This is a genomic window from Paenibacillus sp. LS-5 (assembly GCF_056121505.1).
In genome coordinates this window covers 159,424-178,963 of the sequence record NZ_JBWAVA010000009.1, presented here as the reverse complement: position 1 = coordinate 178,963, position 19,540 = coordinate 159,424, and the positions used below count along the sequence as shown (strand labels likewise).

Below are 19,540 nucleotides of genomic sequence, written 5' to 3'. Positions count from 1 at the left end.
GAGGAACAGCAGTGGCAACAAATTATCCGAAGATTGGTATCCGGCCCACCATCGATGGCAGAAGACGCGGTGTCCGCGAATCGCTGGAGGTCCAAACCATGGGCATGGCGCAGCGTGTAGCCAAATTTCTGGAAGAAAAGCTTTTTTATCCGGATGGTTCCAAGGTAGAGTGTGTTATCGCTGATTCTACAATCGGCGGTGTTAAGGAAGCCGCGGCTGCCGCACAGAAGTTTGCAAGTGAAAATGTTGGTGTGTCTATTACTGTAACCCCTTGCTGGTGTTATGGTTCAGAAACCATGGATATGGATGCCACTATTCCACATGCAGTATGGGGTTTTAATGGAACCGAGCGTCCAGGTGCGGTATATCTGGCTGCGGTATTGTCTGCCTATGCGCAAAAAGGAATTCCGGCTTTCGGGATTTACGGTGAGGATGTTCAAGATTCCGGCAGCGAAGAGATTCCGGCCGATGTGCAGTCTAAGTTGCTGCAGTTTGCGAAATCCGCTTTGGCGGCGGCCTTGATGAAGGGCAAATCCTATTTGTCGATGGGCTCCGTCTCCATGGGGATCGCGGGTTCGATTGTTAACGAGCAGTTTTTCCAGGAATATCTGGGCATGCGTAATGAGTATGTGGATATGTCTGAATTTGTCCGCCGGTTTGAAGAGGAGATCTATGATCAAGCAGAATTTGAGCACGCACTGGCCTGGGTCAAGGAGAATTGCCGGATCGGAGCAGATAATAACCCGTCTGAACTGCAAATCAGTGATGAGGAAAAGGAAAAGCAATGGGAGACATGTGTGAAAATGACCCTCATTGCGCGTGATCTCATGGTTGGTAATCCTAAGCTCGCCGAGATTGGCTTCGAGGAAGAGGCGAACGGGCATAATGCGCTTGTCGGGGGTTTCCAGGGCCAACGGCATTGGACGGATCATTTTCCGAACGGAGATTTCATGGAGACATTGCTGAACTCCTCCTTTGACTGGAATGGCAGACGTGCACCGTACATTATTGCAACTGAAAATGACAGCTTGAATGGCGTAACCATGCTGTTCAATTATCTGCTCACGAACACCGCGCAAATATTCGCCGATGTCCGCACCTACTGGAGTCCTGCCGCCGTTGAGCGTGTAACCGGATATACACTGGAGGGAGACGCGGCAAACGGACTATTGCATCTGATTAATTCCGGCTCTGCAGCGCTGGATGGAACAGGAGAGCAGAGTATTGACGGAAAGCCGGCGATCAAGCCCTTTTGGGAGATTACAGATGAAGAAGCGGATAGCTGTATTGCACAGACCCGGTTCCGCGCTGCATCGCAGGAATACTTCCGGGGAGGAGGCTTCTCAACGGATTATTTAACAAAAGGCGGAATGCCTGTTACTATGGCCCGTCTCAACCTGGTTAAGGGACTCGGTCCTGTACTTCAGCTTGTAGAGGGTTTCACTGTGGATTTGCCCGAAGCTGTTCACCAGACGCTGGATGAACGGACAGATCCTACGTGGCCAACAACCTGGTTTGCTCCGAAGCTGACGAATCAGGGCTCATTTAAATCGGTTTACGATGTCATGAACAATTGGGGAGCCAACCATGGGGCGATAAGCTACGGGCATATCGGTGCAGATCTGATAACGCTTGCATCTATCCTGCGGATTCCGGTCAGTATGCACAATGTAGAAGAGTCACGTATTTTCAGACCACGGGTATGGTCATTATTCGGTACAGAGGATCTGGAGAGTGCGGATTACAGAGCCTGCCGGAACTTCGGGCCGCTGTATTAAATCCTCAAATGGAGCAGGTGCGGATAGTATGAGTGATGCTATAAATTTGCTGGCGATGGATCTGGGGGCAAGCTCCGGCAGGGTGATGCTGGGCATCTATGACGGTGAGAGCATCCGCGTAGAAGAAATTCACCGTTTTGCTAATCAGCCGGTACAAACGGGCGGACATTTATACTGGGATGTTCTGAGGCTTTTTCACGAAATGAAGCAGGGCATACGTAAGGCTGCTAAGGCACAGGGTCCATTGACGGCTTTAAGCGTAGATACATGGGGTGTCGATTACGGCTTCATTGACAGTCAAGGACAGCTGCTGTATTCTCCGCACCATTATAGGGACCAGAGAACAGCAGCCAGTGCCGGCACCCTTGAGTCCTTATTACCGCCGGAAGAGCAGTTTCGGCTAACAGGCAACCAATCAGCCAGGATCAATACAGTATATCAGCTGTTTGCCGATCTTCGAATCAGCCCTTGGCTGAGAGAGACTGCGGACAAAATGCTGATGATGCCTGACTTGTTCCATTACCTGTTCTCCGGTGTTGCTGTGGCGGAGCAGACGATTTGGAGTACAAGCGGTCTGCTGGCTGCAGGCGTTGCCAATCCTTCTCTGGAGGTATCGAATAGGCTGGGTCTCCCGGTTGAACTGATTCCTACTCTCGTTCCGGCTGGTACGGTCATCGGCTCTGTAATGCCTGCCCTGCAGGAAGAGCTTGGCATCGGTCCGCTCAAGGTGATAGCCGGAGCTTCACATGATACGGCTTCTGCTGTGGCCTCGATCCCCTATATATCCAAACCAGATGCCGCGTTTATCAGCTGTGGAACATGGTCCCTGGTGGGAATGGAGACGGATCGGCCGATAATAACGGATCTGGCCCGTGAATGCGGGTTTACTAATGAAAGCTGCTATGGAAGCAGCAATCGTCTGCTAAAGAATATCACAGGGCTATGGATTTTGCAGGAAACGCAGCGGTGCTGGGCTGAAGCGGGGGAACCGGTGTCTCATCATGAGGCAGCCTTGCTTGCCCAGAGTGTTCATAGGACAGCGTATACTGCGGCAGTTATCGATCCTAATGATGCGCTCTTCAGTACACCTGGAGATATGCCGAAACGGATAGAGGCGTATTGTACCCGGACCGGACAGACACTGCCGCGGACAAAAGCAGAGTTCATTCTAACTATTCTGAACAGTCTGGCCTACTCATACGCAGCGACGATTAAAGAGCTGGAAGCATTAAACGGGCAGACCATCCGCAGAATTCATATGGTCGGCGGAGGGATCCAGAATGTTCTTCTATGCCAGCTTACGACAGACGCCACCGGCAAGGAAATTGTCGCCGGACCTGTAGAAGCGAGTGCGATCGGGAATATCGCTGTTCAATTAACGGCCTTGGGAGCAGTTCATCCTTCTGAGGTAAGAGAACTTGTGGCACGTTCCTGTACACTTTCCAGCTATTATCCGGCTTTATAAATCATCGATTAGTAAAAGGAGAGTAATCATGAATCATTCTGAAGAGGAATTGCGGCTGCTAATTTGTGATATAGGCAGAAATCTGTTTAATAAGGATTTTATAGCCGCTAACGACGGCAACATCTCTGCGCGCCTATCGGAAACAGAGATTCTTACTTCACCGACCGGAGTCAGCAAAGGGTATTTGAAGCCGCACATGCTCGTAAAGGTCAATCTGCAGGGAGAGATTCTTGAAGCAGCGGAAGGCTATCGTCCGTCTACCGAAGTGAAAATGCACCTTAAGATTTATAATGAGCTGCCTGAGATGAAAGGTGTAGTTCATGCGCATCCTCCATATGCAACTGCATTTGCCATCAAAGGAGAAAGCCTGGACAAGATGATGATGCCTGAGTCTGTAATTGCTATGGGGGATATTCCACTGGCAGAGTACGGGACACCTTCAACGGAAGAGATCCCGGATTCGCTAATTCCTTTTCTGGGCAAGAAAACAGCGGTCCTTCTGGAGAGCCACGGTGCACTGACCTGGGGCAAGGATGTGATGAGCGCCTACCTGAACATGGAAAGGCTTGAATATACTGCTAAGCTGACGTTTATTACACGAATGATCAACGGTGAACGTGAATTGCCCCAGAACCGTATTGATGAGCTTGTTGCTTTAAGATCATTCTACGGAATGTAGCTTTATTTAATATGGATTGAACATCAAAATAAACATTAGGGAAAAAGTGACGGAGGGGAATATTGGAACTGTAGGAGCGGAAGCGTCCGCCTGAAAGCTTTCCGAAGGAAAGCTAGCATCGTAAGCATAGACAGTCTGTGGATTTCCACCGTGAACAGCGGTATAGAATCACTAGTTCAATTTATATGGAGGAACAACATGCTGAAGAAAATACCGAAGCTCCTGTCTCCCGAACTGGTTCGTGTACTGATGGAGATGGGCCATGGGGATGAGCTTGTGCTGGCGGATGCCAATTATCCGGGGCATGCACTGCATTCAAGAGTGTTAAGATACGATGGAATCGGGATTCCGCAGCTGCTTGATGCTATCCTTGAACTGCTTCCCCTGGATCATTATGCGGCGCATCAGGCGGCGTTCATGGCAGTGGTTGAAGGAGACAAGACAGTACCGGTGATCTGGTCTACCTATGAAGCCATTATCTCCAGGCATGATGAGGCGGCAACCATCGAATACGAGGAACGTTTTTCCTTTTATAACCGCTCCAAACAGAGCTATGCCATTGTAATTACGGGTGAAGAGGCTTTATATGGAAATATAATCATCAAAAAGGGTGTTATCAAACCGGAGGACAACAACTGAGATTCATTACGGGAGAACGATATTGATGCCCAGGTAGAAGGGATTAACGCGCGGATAGCGGATTAAAAAAGGGAGGTTACAGAAGCCGGAGGCTACTGCGACATCCCTTGTTTTTATAAATGTACGGGTTAACCGCCAGTATTTTTGCTACGCCAGCTCTATCACTGCCATCTGGTGATTCTCCAGGTAAGGAACTGTATAAGAGAGTTCACCCTCTTGGCCTGCCGTGAACGGCAGCTCAGTCATCGAGGGGGCAAGATAGACACGGTGGACGGGGGCAGCTGACGGGAGACGCAGGCTGACGGAAATGTCTCGCAGCGGCACAATGTCCTCGATGACCTCAATGCGGCCCTTGAGTACGGGGGCGGCATAGAGCAGATGGTTCACATATCGCCGCTCTGCCTGCTGGTACTGCAGGGTCGTTATTCCCCGGGCCGGCAGACTGGTAGTCAGGGCTGGCTGAGGAAGGAGGCGGGATAGGGAAAGGAGCACCATCTCCTTCAGGATGAGATGTCCGCCCTCCGCATAATCACTGAACACCTCCCAGGCGATATAGATTCCGTCTTCGCTCTCGACCATGCCTGGACCATTGTCTTCTCTGGCACCAGGTGTGTGCTGATGCGAACAAAAGCTGAAGACATCACGGTTGAAATAGGGATTCTCTAAGTGGCCCAGCGAATGACCGCCGTTTAGCTCCACTAGCTGGCCCTCGCCATACATCACATAGGAGGCAGGCAGCAGGGCACCGGGAGTGAAATTCGGACTGAAATAAGATGGACGGTACGGATTAACTCCCAGCCAGTTGACTCCGAGGTTCAGCTCAAAAGCATCCCCGGCCGTGTTCAGACCCGAACGCCCGGTGGCGAGCACCTTGCCGCCACCTGCCGTAAAGGTATCTATAGCGCCGGCCAATTCCGGCCATACCGGCACCTCGTCCGGCAGAATCAGCACCTTGTAGGCGGTGAAATCGCTGGACATATCCACGATGTCGAACAGGTAGTGGCCTTCAGTCAGCATGCGCACTACACCGGCATCGGCCAGATTGCGCTGCCCCATGAGTTCGTGACCGCCGGGACAGGCTTCACGCGCCGCTTCCAGGGACAGGACCGCGATGTCGGCAACCGATTCTACCCCGCTGCACCACGGTTCCTTCGCCTCTACCTCTGCGTAGGCAGCGCCAATCAGGGCATAGGTTGCTTCGTCCATCAGGCCTGAGGGGTGAAGCTGGTCGCCGATGGAGCATTTGGCGCCGTGGGCGAGACTGAGTGCGGCTTCAAACCGCAGTGCGTTCGGATGCTTGTAGCCGCCGAATTCGCCCCACGAGGTATGGAATTTGCCGGTCATGCCGAGAAATTCCATGCCCAGTGGCTGGGCGTACCGTGCCGACAGCGGGAAGTGATCGTAGCCCCAGCCTCCGGTCGGGAGCGATTCCAGTTCGAGATGGCTGTTGACATGGACGAGATCACGGCGGCCCCGCTGCTGATGACCGTTGTTGTGATAGACCGGAAGACCAGGCTTCACATCGTCGATAGTCTCCCGTACGCGGCGCGCATAGTTCAGATAAGTCGCTTCGCCCAAGGCAATTATAGATGTTTCGTCGCGAGGGTCTTGGCCGGCTGCCCGCAGCGCGGCCACACAATACTGGCAGCGGCATTTGCGGGCGCCGACGATATCGAGAAAGATCCCGTCTGCATCGTACCGGGAGACGACTTCATGGATTTGCGCCAGTAAAATGTCCAGGTAAGGCGTATTAAGGCAAAACTCGTGGTAACCCGGAGTCATAAAGTCCTTTACCCAGCGTGTCCGGTCCTCTGCATCACGGATCAGCCACTCGGGATGGCGGCGCGCCAGCTTCTCATCAAGACCAGCTGACAAATATACCGGTGTCCGGACCCCGATCTCATGAGCCGCCGTGATCATTTCCCCCAGCAGGTCAAAGGAGAGATGCGGATGCATTTCATTGGCTTCACTGGGATGGTAGGCCCAGCCGTGATGGCATTTGGAGAACACAGTGATTGAATCTACATGCCCGGTACGCAGCATGGCTTGAAACTGGGCTTTGGAAAATTCCTGTCCTATGCCGGGAATGGCTTCGGAAGTATGGAAGTCGAGGTGAACCTGACGAAAACGCATCGATAAACAGCCCCTTATATGGTTGGATGTAAAGCGGATTCCCAGTCAATGTACCTCTTTTCCGCCGAAGCAGCCAGTGATAATATAGACTTTGAATAGCACAAAATCGACTTTGACAGGAGAGATATACGGTGCTGTGCCTTGAATTTTCCATCCCGCCGCTGCCGCAGTTCGTCACGGTAGGACATGCCGTATGGTCGCCGGGAGACCGGCATTTCGCCCGCACCTTCGCAGTGTATGATCTGCTGCTGGTGAAGCGGGGAACGCTCTATATGACAGAACAGGATAAGGAATACGAGGTTGGCCCGGGCAAGCTGTTGGTGCTGGAGGCGGGGCTGCCGCATGCCGGGCATAGGGCCTGTGCAGAGGATACGGAGATTTACTGGGTGCACTTTATCCATGCGTGTAAGCCGGCTTATATCCGCCAGGGGGATATTCCCTGGCCATCGCTGCTGGCTAAAGGAACGGTAGAGGATGAGGAGCCTTCTGCACAGCAGCGTTTATACATGCCGAAATTCGCCGCAGTCGATGTAGAGGTACTGGAACCGATTTTGCATGAGATGAACGAGATTCACAGCCGGCTGAACGCAGAAAATGCACTCCGGCTTCACTTGCTGCTCGCCGGGCTGATGGCTCTGCTTCAGGCGGAATGCGCGCGGACTGCTCTGCCGGAGCCTACGGAACGGCTGGCCCGGGCAGCAGCAAGCTATCTGGACGTTCACTGGAGGCATCCGTTTAATCTTGCAGGACTCGAGGAGGAGCTGCATTTTCAGGCAGATTATATTACGAGGTGCATGAAACAGCATATCGGCACAACACCGCTGCAGTACGTGCTGCACCTGCGCCTGGAGGAAGCCAAAAAACTGCTCAGCGGTACGGTGCTAGGCATTTCCGAAATTGCCGAACGGGTAGGCATTCAAGATCCCAACTACCTGACGCGTCTGTTCCGTGCGAGGTTTGGCGTAACCCCCGGAGCGTACCGGCGGCGGCTGCGTCAGAAGGATGAGGCAGCTGCCGCCGGTACGGAGAGGTTCAGGGATTGAACGGGGATGCTTGTCCGGAATCCCGTATTTTCTCGCGGTATTCGCTTGGCGTGCAGTTAAATACTTTGCGGAACTGGCGGGAGTAATAGCTCTGGTCGTGGAAGCCGCTGTCCATGGCGACCTGGAATATGGTGAGGTCCAGGCTCCGCAGCAGTGTGCATGAATAATCCAGGCGCTTGCGGATGATATAATCCATCGGGGTGGTCTGATAGTTGCGGGTGAAGACCCTCAGAAACTGGCGTGTTGACATGTAGGCCATATCTGCCATGGATTGTAGGGTGATCGGCTGCAGAAAATGCTCTTCGATATAGGTAACCGTCTCACCGATCCGCAGCGCTTTGTTATCCTCCCGTCCGCTGCTGTTCTGATAATACCGTGACAGCATGCCAACGAGTGCGGTGAAATAGGTACGGATCATTAGCCTGTACCCTTCCTGCTGTTGTTCATGCTCTCCCAGAATACAGTCCAGCAGCCGGGTAGCCTCCCGGATCTGCCCGGCGTCAAGGGTTAGCATGCCTTTGAAGTGCATCTCCTTCCGGTAGAAAGGCTCGATATAGAACAGCGCCTGAAAGCCCGGCATCAGCCTGAGCTCGGACTGCTGCAGCAGCTGCTCGGGCTGGAACATCACGTTAACATACTCGATGCCGTCGACATTCTTGTAACCGTGGGAAACATTGCTGTGGATTAAAAAAACCTGGCCGGCGCTAACCGGATACTCCCTCCCCTCGATAATATGTACCGCATTTCCTGACAAAATGACGACGAGCTCGGAGAAGTCATGGCTATGGACGTAGTATTCATGGGTCAGCGGACACTTCTGGATTCTAAAGGTGAAGCCGGGTTCAAGTCCGATGTCCCGCGCAAACAGTTTGGTTGTCATGGCCATATTATGCTAAAGATGGTCGATATCGTCAAGGCGAAAAAAGGCAGGCGGGGCTACCATTAGGTTGCAGGTACACCGCCCGATTTCAGCCGGGCAAGGGACCAGCGCGATCGACAGGAGGGAGAAGTATGCTGCATTTATTTACTGATAACATAACAAAAAATTCCATCAGGCCGCTCATTCTGTTTCTCGGGGACAGCATTACAGCTGACGGCCTATATATCCGTTTGGCTGGGGAATGGCTGCAGAAGCACCGTCCGGATCTGGCAGTGGAACTGGCTGCACGCGGTGTTCCCAGCGAGACGTCCTCGGGTCTCAGCGAAGCGGCCCATCTGTTCCCGCGGCCCTGTGTGCATGAACGCCTGGCAAAAGAACTCGCGGAAGCAGCTCCCGGTGTGGTCGTAGCATGCTACGGTATGAATGACGGGATCTACCATCCCTTCTCGGGCGAACGGTTCGCCGCCTATAGGACAGGAATGCTGCGGCTGAGTGCGCAGATCCGCGAAGCCGGGGCCAAGGTCGTACTGATGACCCCGCCGCCGTTCGACGCCGCATCAATGAACGGCCAGCTTCTGCCTGCGGAGGCGTCCGGTTTCAGCTATCTGGCGCCTTACAGGGATTATGACCGTGTACTTGAGCGTTATGCGGACTGGCTGTTATCGGGGAGCTGCCCCGCCGACGGCATCATCGATCTGCGCACACCGCTGCTGGAGCATATCCGGCAGGAACGCTCGCTTAACGCCTCGTATACCTACGGTGACGGTATCCATCCGGATGCATCAGGTCACAGGGTGATGGCGCGGACACTACTGCGGGAGCTGTTCCACGCAGAGCCGGGTACATGGCCAGATGAGGAAGACTCCCGGAGGACGTTTCAGGATAACGAGGATTGACAAGCAAAATCGCGCAGGATTATATTAAGGTCACCCTAAGAGCAGGGAGAGAGGACCCATGAATGTATTGCAGACGATCCGCTCGCGCAAATATTTACAGCGGATTTTGCTCAGCTTTATGCTTGTTGTCGCCATACTGGCCATTACTTCGTTTGTATTGAACACCAGTGCCCGCGGCAAGGTACTTAGCCTGCAAAATGAAGCTGACCGCAAGCTGCTGACCCAAATGAATTACAACATTGAGAACATGAATGGCATTGTGAAGGATCTGGCAGTTTCCCTGTACAATGACGAAGAACTGATTGCGCTGAAGTCCGGTGCGGATTACAGGGATAGCATTCTTAAGATCGAACGCCTCAATCATACGGTGGCATCTTCCCCGTATCTGCACGCTGCAGTCTTTTATAACGGTGCGCAGCACCGGTTCTTCTCATCGCTGAACCATGACATTGATAACAGCCTCTTCTACAATGCCTTAGAGGATTACATGGCCTCCCGGGCCGATTTGCCGAAGCTGCAGCTGATTCCCCTGGATCTTGACGGCAAGGACGAAGGGATCGATGTATTTGCCTTTTTCATGTATGACGGAGATTCGCTGGGTTCAATCAATGACAATGTGCTGATTTTAACGGTGAAGCCGGGATGGATGCTGGATAATATGAAAGCGCTTAATCATGCGGCTGAGCGGGAAAAGGATGTCCTTTTCGTCACCGACAGCGAGGGTGAAGTGCTTATTTCGACTGACGGGCAGCTTCCGGCCGGACTTAATATTAAGCAGGATTTGCTGCCGCGGATCTCCTCCTCGGACACGCCGCTGAATTCTTTTAACTACACGTACGGAGATAGGAAGTATAAGGTCACTTATCTGAGTAAAGCCCTGAATAACTGGCAGATTGTCAGTATGCAGGATTATGATATCGTGCTGGGCAGCGTCCGGCAGATGAAGTGGACCGAACTGGCAGTAACGCTGTCTGTAGTTCTGCTCGCTGTAATGATGTCCGTGTTCTTTTCGCTGCGGCTCTATAAGCCGGTAGGTCAGCTGCTGACGCTTGTACCGCAGGATGAGCGCGGTGCTCCGCAGGTGAAGGATGAGCTGTCGCTGATTACAGCCAACGTGACCGAGATGCTCGGCAAGCTAAAGGGGCTGGAACAGGAACGGGCATCGCAGTCCAATATTGCTAAGGTCTATCAGCTGCGGAGCCTGATCGGGCTCAGCGGCAGCGTAGACGAGCGAGCATTTCTGCAGATCAGGGAGCAGTACGGGATTGATATCGCCTATCCGTCGCCACTCCGCCTCGCGCTGGTGCAGATCGATGATCTGCAGGGACTTGCCGCCGGACCGGGGCTACAGATGGAATCGCTGCTATACTTTGCCATTGGCAATATCGGTCAGGAGCTGCTGCGCCTTGACGGTTCCTGTGAAGCGGCGGATATGAAAAGCGGGCATCTTGTCTTTATCGCCGGCAGTGAAACGGGGGCACTGGAAAAGCTGGGAGAGCGCTTCAGGGAGCTTCAACAAACCATTCTTGGCTATTACCGCATTACCTTTACGGTTACGCTGAGCGATATATTCACGGACTACCGCTGCATTTCACAGCATTATAATCTGGCGGTGCGCCATTTGGGCTACCGGATGATTTTCGGCAAGGGAACCATACTTGAACCTGATCTTCTAAGGGAGAATGAGCGGAATGAATCGCTGCGCATCCCGCAGGAGCTGGAACGCCAGCTGACAGAAGGACTCAAAGGCGGGGATCTGGCGGAGACAGAGCAGGCGATCCGCAGCTGGAGAGAACTGATCGGAGGGTTCAGCTTCGAAAATATGTACTCTGCGGTGCTTCATCTGGCGGTTACACTAAGCAATACGCTTGGCGAAATGAACAATCACAACGTTAATCCGGTGTCGGTCAACCTGCAGGCTATTAACCGGCGTATTCTTGAAAAAGAGACACTGGATGAGATTGAGGCTGTACTGCTGGAGGTTGTGCACGAGGTTGCGGAGCAGCGCCGGAGCGGGCGCGAGGATAAGAACCGGCTGCTGGCCGAAACGGTGAAGGAGATTATCGACAAGCATTATGCTGACCCAGACCTTAATGTGCAGCGGATCGCCGACATGCTGAAGATGAGCTCCGTTTATTTGGGCCAGGTGTTCAAGACGCAGGAAGGAACGACTGTAGTCGATCAGATCAACGCAGCACGCCTGGCCTATGCCAGAGAGTATCTGGAGCAGAAGGACTTAACCGTGACGGAGATTATGGAAAAGGTTGGGTTTGGCAATGAGAGCTATTTCTACCGCCTGTTCAAACGCCGTTACGGGACGACGCCCAAGGAGTACCGCCTGAAATCAGCTATAGACCGCAGCAAATAAAACAGTTCTTAATCCATATCTAGTCCGGGCCCGCAGATGAATGCTTTTCATTATGCGGGCCTTTTGCCGTTCTGCTGCAGTGTTCAGCCATACCGGAACAGGAATCCGGGAACAATACAGCCCATCTGTACAGCAATCCTGCAATTGTACAGTACCGCCAAAGCCATATTCCACGCTATGGTTAGTCGTGCAAAGCCTGGAACACAGGCAGCCGCTAAGGAAGGAAAGGAAGGGGCTTTGGCTATGTTGAAGAATGTATCACTTTCGCAGCAAGGGGCACATGCGGGTGCGCCGCCGGGAAAACGCAGTAAGACGTGGATCGGAAGAGAGCTTCACCATTTCAAGAACAACCGGGAGCTGTTCCTGCTCTCGCTGCCGGGAATACTGTACAAATTAATTTTTGCCTATATTCCAATGATTGGCCTGATTATCGCCTTTAAAAATTACCGCTACGATCTGGGCATATTCGGCAGCAAGTGGGTCGGGCTTGATAACTTCCGTTATTTGTTCACCACGGATACGGCGTGGAGAATTACCCGCAATACGGTACTTTATAACACCGCTTACATTCTGATAGGTACCTCAGCAGCGCTGCTGCTGGCTATTCTGATGAACGAAATCAAGGCCAAGTGGAGCAAGTTCTACCAGACGGCCTTGTTCCTGCCCCATTTTTTATCGTGGGTGCTGGTGGGTTATGTGGCGTATGCCTTTTTGAACCATTCCGACGGCTTTATCAACCGCACCCTGGAGTCCTTCGGTCTCGAGCCGGTGAGCTGGTACCAGAATGCCGCACCGTGGCCGGTGATCCTCATCCTGGTTCAATTATGGAAAGTGATCGGGTTCAACACGCTGATTTATTTTGCCGGCATTATCGGCATCAACAGCGAATATTACGAGGCGGCGCGGATTGACGGTGCGACTAAGCGGCAGATGGCGTTCAAAATTACGATTCCGCTGATGGCACCAATCATCATTATTATGCTGATCCTGTCCATCGGCAACATGTTCCGCGGCGACTTCGGGCTGCATTACTTTATACCGAACAACTCAGGCTTTCTCTACGGCTCAACAGATATTATTGATACCTATGTCTACCGTGCGCTGCGTGAAGTCGGCAATGTAAGCATGTCAGCGGCCACAGGCTTTTACCAGTCGGTTGTCGGTCTGGTGCTGGTGCTGTCGGCTAACGCGATTGTGCGCAAAATCAATCCCGATAACTCTTTATGGTAAGGAGGTGCCATGGCAGTGGCCAAAAAATTTGAATTTTCCAAGCTGTTCATTAACCTACTGTTTACGGTGCTCTCACTTGTAGTCATCCTGCCGTTTCTGCTTGTCATAGCGGTATCGCTGACGGATGAAAAGGCGCTGACCCAAAACGGCTATCAGTTTATCCCCAAGTCGTTCAGTCTGGATGCCTACCGCTATCTGCTGGATGCTCCTGACATTCTGTTCCGGGCTTACGGGGTGACCCTTACGGTGACCATAGTTGGATCGCTGGCCGGCCTGCTGCTGACTGCGATGACCGCCTACGTCATTTCGAGACAGGATTACAGGTATAACCGGGTAACCACATTTTATGTATTTTTCACGATGCTGTTCAGCGGGGGGCTTGTTCCCTCCTATATCCTTATTACGCAATATCTGCATCTGAAAGACAGCCTGTGGGCGCTTATTCTGCCGATCCTGCTGTCACCGTTCAACATCATGGTCATGAAAGGGTTCATGTCCAAAATCCCGCATGAGATCATTGAATCCGCCAAAATCGACGGGGCGCGGGAATTCCGTATTTTCTTCCGGATTATCCTGCCCTTATCCACACCGGCGCTTGCTACTCTGGGTCTCCTGATATCCTTTACGTATTGGAATGAATGGTTCAATGCGATGCTCTACATCGATGATCCGAGCAAAGTGCCGCTGCAGCTGCTGCTGGTGCGGACGCTCAACAGCATCGAATTTCTCACCACGAATTCGGAATTTACAGGACAGCTTGGTATCGATCTGGCGAGTTTCCCCAACAGTTCGGCGCGGATGGCCATTGCCGTGCTGGCGGGCGGACCGATGGTGGTTATCTTCCCGTTCTTTCAACGGTTTTTTGTCAAAGGGCTTACGGTTGGCTCCCTAAAGGGTTAACATACAATCATGTACAAAGTACAGGAGGTCACTCAAATGAAAAAAAGACTGTTTGGGGTTTTGGCGTTTGTATTGCTCGCGGCGTCGGTTCTGGCCGGCTGCGGTGGCAACAACAACGGCAACGGTAACGGGTCAAGCGGCACGGAAGGCAGCGCTACAGCAGGTGCGCAAAGTGCAACACCCGATTCGGGAGGCGCCGGGGAGCTGAAGCCGGTTGAACTGACCTGGTATTATCCGCTGTCGCAGCTTCAGGCCGATCAGGCCAAGGTCCAGGATGAAGTTAACAAGATTGTGAAGGAAAAGATCAACGCTACAGTCAAGCTGATGCCTGTTGCGATCGGGGACTATGTGCAGAAGATGAACACCGTGCTCGCTGCGGGTGAGAAGTTCGACATTCTCTGGACCGGTTACATGCTGAAGCCGGAGGAGCTGGTACGCAAAGGAGCCATTCAGCCGATGGATGCTCTCCTGGATGAATACGCGCCGGAGCTCAAGGCAGATGTGCCGCAGGTGATGTGGGACGGTCTTTCCGTAGACGGTGAAATATACGGTATTCCGAACCAGCAGATCAACGGCTCCCGTTACGGATTTATCATCCAGAAGCGGTTTGCCGACAAGTACAATCTTGATACCGCTTCCATCAAAAAGATTGCCGATATTGAACCTTTCCTGGCCCAAATCAAACAGAATGAGCCGGACATTATTCCGTTTGGCGTATTCGGCACTTCTTTTATCAATCCTCAGTCGCATGACGACAAGTACTGGGTAGTTCCGGGCCTGGATGACCATTTCTACATCAAAACAGATGATCCGACTTATACGCTGTACCGTTATCCGGAAGAAGAGCTGGACAATTTCCGGCTGGCCAGCAAATGGTACAAAGAAGGCTACATTTACAAAGACGCAGCTACTGAAAAGATGAACGATTATTTGGCGAAAGGCCAGATTGCCGTAGATTTCAACGTTACACTGAAGCCAGGGGTAGAAGCGGAAGTGAAAGCGAAAAACGGCGGAAATGACGTTATCACGGTTCCGCTCAGCGACTGGTTCTCGAACGGCTACTCGGCGACGACCAACCAGTCGATCAGCCGTACCGCCCCTAATCCGGAACGGGCCATGATGCTGCTGAATCTGGTGAATACCGACAAGGAGCTGTACAATCTGCTCTGCAATGGTATTGCCGGTGTTCACTATGAGAAGACGACAGGTGATTACATCAAGGCGCTGCCGGACTCCCGGTATCTGCCGAATATGGACTGGGTATTTGGCAGCGTATTTAATTCTTATCTGAAGGAAGGCCAGCCGGAGAACGTCTGGGAGGAAACCAAAAAGATCAATTCCGATTCCGAAGTCAATCCTGTCGGTGCCTTCAAGTTTAATTCCGAGCCGGTCAATACGGAGATCGCCAACCTGAATGCCGTGTGGGGTGAATACAAGCGCGGACTGGTTACCGGAACACTGGATTTTGAAGAAACCTGGCCTGTACTTTACGGCAAGCTGAAGGAAGCGGGCGAAGAGAAATATGTAGCGGAAGTGACCAAACAATTCGAACAATTCCTTAAGGATAAAGGCTTGAAGAAGTAATAGATAGATAAACCTGCACCGCTGGAGGAACTCGGAAGAACCTGCTGCTCAAAGGCGGCTGCGCTAAGACATAATACCGGCGTGGCCGTCCATATTCCCACATGGAAAGGAAGAGGAGCTTTGGTGAAAAAAAGGTTGCTTGCAGCGCTTATGGCCAGTCTGCTGTTCATGATGACTCCCTGTCCACCCTTCACATCTTCTGCATCATCTGCATCTGCGGAGGAGAAGACCACTGGGAAAACATTTTACGTAGCTAAAAATGGAAGCGATTCCAATAGTGGGACAAAGAGTGCCCCGTTTCTGACACTTGAGAAGGCACGTGATACCATCCGTTCTTTAAAAGCAAAGAAAGGGTTGCCGAATGGCGGTGTCACTGTATATTTACGCGAAGGAAGGTATGAACGGACAGCCAGCTTCGAATTACGGCAGCAGGATTCAGGGGAAGCGGGCAAGTTGATCACTTACACCGCTTATCCGGGTGAGTCTGTGACGTTGTCAGGTGCGGAGCAGCTTGCCAAGTCTGCGTTCGTTCCGGTTACTGACCCGGCTGTGCTCAGCCGTATTATCAGTACCGAGGCAAGGACAAAAGTACTGACGGCCGACCTGGCAGCACTCGGGATCACCGATTACGGCCAGCTCAGCCGCCATGGATATTATCTGGCCAATGACCTGAGCGAAGTCCCGCCGATGGAATTGTATGTGGCCGGGCAGGGCATGACACTGGCCCGCTGGCCCAACGAAAGCACAGTCCAGATGGATGAAATTCTCGATCCGGGCCCGACGAGGAAGGATCCGAACGGGGAAGTGCATACGCGCGGAGGCACCTTCACGTATACGTATGACCGGCCGCAGTACTGGACACAGGCGGACGACATCTGGCTGGACGGCATTTTTGGCTACAGCTGGGAATGGTCGTACAACAAAATTGCGTCGATCGATACAACCGCCAAAAGCATCACGCTCCGTTACGGGGAGATGAGCGGCCTCTTCAAAAACTGGTATCCGGATTTTCATTTTGCGCAAAATCTGCTCGAGGAAATTGATATGCCCGGTGAATATTACATTGACCGCCAGGCCGGCAAGCTGTATTTCCTGCCGAATGCCGAATTTGCCGCAGCGGACCCGGATATTGAAGTGACGATGCTGAAGACGCCGATGATCAACGCGCTGGATGCATCATACATCGATTTCTCTGAGCTGGTGCTTGAGAACGGCCGCGATTCGGCAGCTGTGTTCATGGGCGGAAGTCACATGCGGATCCTGAACAGCGAAATCCGCAACTTCACCAACAGCGGTGTGCTGGTCAATACGCAGAGCAGGTTTTACTACAATATTTTCGACGGAGCGCCGGGTACGGACCACGCCATTATCAGCACCCACATTCATCATATCGGCGGCACTGCCGTCACGCTGGCGGGGGGCAACAAAACGACGCTGCAGCCGGGGAATAATTCCGTGGAAAATTCGCATATCCATGATTTTGCCTACTATCACAAAGCCTATAACCCCGGGGTTCTGCTGTCAGGTGTCGGTAACCGGATGTCGCATAATGAGCTGCATGATGCGCCCCATCCCGGCGTGCTGATCTTCGGTAACGACCATGTCGTGGAGTATAACGAAATTTACGATGTATGTACAACCTTCTCCGACCTTGGTGCCATATACATGAATGCGGGTGAGCAGCCCCAGGAGCGGGGCACGGTCATCAGGCGTAACTACTTTCACAATATCGGCGAAACCAAAGCCGGGGTGGAAGGGGTATATCCCGACAATTTCACAATGGGACTTACCATAGATGAAAACATCTTTTACAAAATGGGCAATTCGGCCATTAAAAACAACGGCGGCGCGCATATTCTGACCCGCAACAATATTTTTATCGACAGCAAGGTTCCCTATGACTATGCGGATATGTTTCTCGGCGACGAGCCGGATGATCAGGTGCCGCTGAATTACATGCCGAAGTGGCAGGCGCTGTTTGCGGCTAACAACAATTTCACAGGAACACCTTATATGACCAAATACCCTGAGCTGGCGAATTTCTTCACGGAGAACCGTTATTATCCCGACACCAATACGTTTCAGGGGAATGTTGTCTATAATCCGTCGCTTCCGCGCAGCGTAACAACCAATGTATATGGGGCATACGACAAATTCGGGCTGGTTCAGTATGCAGATAACTGGGTGACCACGGAGGATCCCGGCTTCACCAATCTGGCGGGTGGCGACCTGTCGCTCCGGCCGGATGCGGAAGTATTCGATGCCATACCCGGGTTTCCTGACATTCCATTCGCGGAAATCGGCCTAACCGGTAAAGCAGGCACGACGGCAGGACCAGCCAGCTACCCTACTCAAGGGGTGGTTGCTTATGACAGTGAAATTACGGTGGACCGCTGGAAAACGGTAAAACTGCAGACGGCAGTGCTTCCGTGGAACGCAGATAATCCCGCCCTGACCTTCACGTCAGCTGATCCCGCCATCGCGGTTGTGGATGGAGCAGGTATAGTCACCGGCCAAGCGGTCGGCAGCACGGTCATCACCGTGGCATCGGGGGAAAATCCGCTACTGACTGCTTCGGTTAATGTCACGGTAGAAGCGGGCGACGGCGTGATGGATTTCACGGATTTCGAATCTGGAGCAAACGGCTGGGTCCAGGACGGGAACCGTAGCATTGTGAAGCTAGACGGCAACCGCTGGTATAAGGTGCTGAATGGAGCCTCGGCGCTCAGTCCTAAAAGCTTCTCTGATTACGAGCTGAGCTTTCGGCTGAAGACCCCTGAGACGATGGGGGACAATGTGACCTTGTATATTTTTGACCGCCAGGCCGGCAGCGGCTCCAGCCGGATTGGCTATAAGACGCGGGCAGACGGGACCTCGGCCTGGCTGCTCTACAATTCAGCATGGACCGTGCTGAAGGAAGTGAAGCTTCCTCATCACGACCTGCAGCCGAATACGGAATATGCAGTCAAAATGCTCGTTAAGGGCGGTGATATCAGCGTCTATCTGGACGGAGCGTTTCGCCTGAAGGGCAATGATCCGGGACATAATGCGGAAGGTAAAGTCGGATTTTACGTGAGCAATGTCAGCCATATGCTGTTCGATGATATCCAGTTCAAAGCACTGACTACCGAACTTGCCGGGATCATCCCGGCAGAGAGCAGCGTGCGTCTCGCCGCCGGGGAACAGCGGCAATTACAGCTGGCCTTTGATCCGTCGGATACATCGGAGACGGGCGTTACCTGGCAGTCGGCCAATCCGGCGGTGGCCACAGTGGACAGTACGGGTGTAGTTAACGCCGTATACGAAGGGCAGACCGTCATTTCGGCGGTGTCAACGGTAAATCCGTTAATTAAAGCTGATATTGCAATAACGGTCTCCAATATCATGCATGAGACGGATTTTGAGAACGGGGGGAACGGCTGGCCGGTAGACCCGAACCGCAGCATCGCGGCTGATTCGGACGGGAACCGCCGCTACAAGCTTCTGAACGGGGCGACTGCTTTACTCGACCGCAGCTTTACGTCTTATCAGCTGGATTTCGTGCTAAAGACACCGTCTGTGATGCCTGATAATGGCATCCTGTACATCTTCGACCGTCAGGACAGCACCGGCTCCACCCGGATCGGTTACCGCACCCGGGCAGACGGAACTTCGGCCTGGATCCTGTATAACACAGCCTGGCAGAAGCTTACCGAGACTGTCCTCCCGGGACATGACCTGCAGCCGGACACGGAGTATGCGGTAAAGGTAACGGCCAAGAATGGCGAGATCTCCGTATTTGTGGACGGTTCACCAAGGCTGTCCGGCAGCGATCCGGGCCACCGGCCTTCCGGTAAAGTAGGCTTCTACACCAGCGGCTTCGCCTACATGCTGTTCGATGACATCACCTTCTCGATTCTGCCTTAAATCTTCGTGAGCGCTCTTCCTGCGGGGAGGGCGCTTTTG

13 protein-coding genes are annotated in these 19,540 nt (G+C 52.8%); 11 read left to right on the top strand and 2 right to left on the bottom strand.

Annotation, left to right across the window (positions count from 1 at the left end):
• The first annotated feature begins 11 nt into the window (after positions 1 to 11).
• The 4 genes from AC0MA3_RS15415 to fucU all read left to right on the top strand — a co-directional run bounded on the left by AC0MA3_RS15415 (position 12) and on the right by fucU (position 4,561).
• Positions 12 to 1,778, top strand: coding sequence for an L-fucose isomerase (locus AC0MA3_RS15415; protein ID WP_474656820.1), 1,767 nt, complete (start codon positions 12 to 14; stop codon positions 1,776 to 1,778).
• Between the two features lie 28 nt (positions 1,779 to 1,806).
• On the top strand, positions 1,807 to 3,243 hold the full coding sequence (locus AC0MA3_RS15410) for a rhamnulokinase (protein ID WP_474656819.1): 1,437 nt from the start codon (positions 1,807 to 1,809) through the stop codon (positions 3,241 to 3,243).
• 28 nt (positions 3,244 to 3,271) lie between these two features.
• Positions 3,272 to 3,922: a class II aldolase/adducin family protein gene (locus AC0MA3_RS15405; RefSeq protein WP_054941925.1), complete on the top strand. Its 651-nt coding sequence runs from the start codon at positions 3,272 to 3,274 to the stop codon at positions 3,920 to 3,922.
• A 198-nt stretch (positions 3,923 to 4,120) separates the two neighbouring features.
• Positions 4,121 to 4,561 carry an L-fucose mutarotase gene (fucU, locus tag AC0MA3_RS15400; RefSeq protein ID WP_474656818.1) on the top strand — a complete coding sequence of 147 codons (441 nt, stop codon included), beginning with the start codon at positions 4,121 to 4,123 and terminating at the stop codon, positions 4,559 to 4,561.
• A gap of 147 nt (positions 4,562 to 4,708) precedes the next feature.
• Here the strand turns inward: fucU and AC0MA3_RS15395 are convergent, their stop codons facing one another.
• A complete protein-coding gene (locus tag AC0MA3_RS15395; protein ID WP_474656817.1) occupies positions 4,709 to 6,694 on the bottom strand; it encodes a beta-galactosidase trimerization domain-containing protein in 1,986 nt (661 codons plus the stop codon).
• Between the two features lie 131 nt (positions 6,695 to 6,825).
• Here AC0MA3_RS15395 and AC0MA3_RS15390 point away from each other — a divergent pair, with 131 nt between their 5' ends.
• Positions 6,826 to 7,737: an AraC family transcriptional regulator gene (locus AC0MA3_RS15390; protein ID WP_474656816.1), complete on the top strand. Its 912-nt coding sequence runs from the start codon at positions 6,826 to 6,828 to the stop codon at positions 7,735 to 7,737.
• On the opposite strand, the gene AC0MA3_RS15385 is transcribed toward AC0MA3_RS15390, so the two are convergent.
• Positions 7,727 to 8,617: a helix-turn-helix domain-containing protein gene (locus AC0MA3_RS15385; RefSeq protein ID WP_474656815.1), complete on the bottom strand. Its 891-nt coding sequence runs from the start codon at positions 8,615 to 8,617 to the stop codon at positions 7,727 to 7,729. The two genes, AC0MA3_RS15390 and AC0MA3_RS15385, sit on opposite strands and share 11 nt — an antisense overlap.
• 131 nt (positions 8,618 to 8,748) lie before the next feature.
• Between AC0MA3_RS15385 and AC0MA3_RS15380 the strand changes: the two genes are divergently transcribed.
• From AC0MA3_RS15380 to AC0MA3_RS15355, 6 genes are all read left to right on the top strand, one after another.
• Positions 8,749 to 9,513, top strand: coding sequence for an SGNH/GDSL hydrolase family protein (locus AC0MA3_RS15380; RefSeq protein WP_474656814.1), 765 nt, complete (start codon positions 8,749 to 8,751; stop codon positions 9,511 to 9,513).
• Between the two features lie 58 nt (positions 9,514 to 9,571).
• Complete coding sequence (locus AC0MA3_RS15375) at positions 9,572 to 11,881, top strand: helix-turn-helix domain-containing protein (protein WP_474656813.1); 2,310 nt, start codon at positions 9,572 to 9,574, stop codon at positions 11,879 to 11,881.
• A gap of 243 nt (positions 11,882 to 12,124) precedes the next feature.
• Positions 12,125 to 13,111 (top strand): ABC transporter permease, encoded by a 987-nt coding sequence (locus AC0MA3_RS15370; RefSeq protein ID WP_236332992.1) that lies wholly within the window; start codon positions 12,125 to 12,127, stop codon positions 13,109 to 13,111.
• Between the two features lie 15 nt (positions 13,112 to 13,126).
• Positions 13,127 to 14,011 carry a carbohydrate ABC transporter permease gene (locus AC0MA3_RS15365; RefSeq protein ID WP_474656812.1) on the top strand — a complete coding sequence of 295 codons (885 nt, stop codon included), beginning with the start codon at positions 13,127 to 13,129 and terminating at the stop codon, positions 14,009 to 14,011.
• A 36-nt stretch (positions 14,012 to 14,047) separates the two neighbouring features.
• Positions 14,048 to 15,595 (top strand): ABC transporter substrate-binding protein, encoded by a 1,548-nt coding sequence (locus AC0MA3_RS15360; RefSeq protein ID WP_474656811.1) that lies wholly within the window; start codon positions 14,048 to 14,050, stop codon positions 15,593 to 15,595.
• A gap of 123 nt (positions 15,596 to 15,718) precedes the next feature.
• On the top strand, positions 15,719 to 19,501 hold the full coding sequence (locus AC0MA3_RS15355; protein WP_474656810.1) for an Ig-like domain-containing protein: 3,783 nt from the start codon (positions 15,719 to 15,721) through the stop codon (positions 19,499 to 19,501).
• The last annotated feature ends 39 nt before the right edge of the window (positions 19,502 to 19,540 follow it).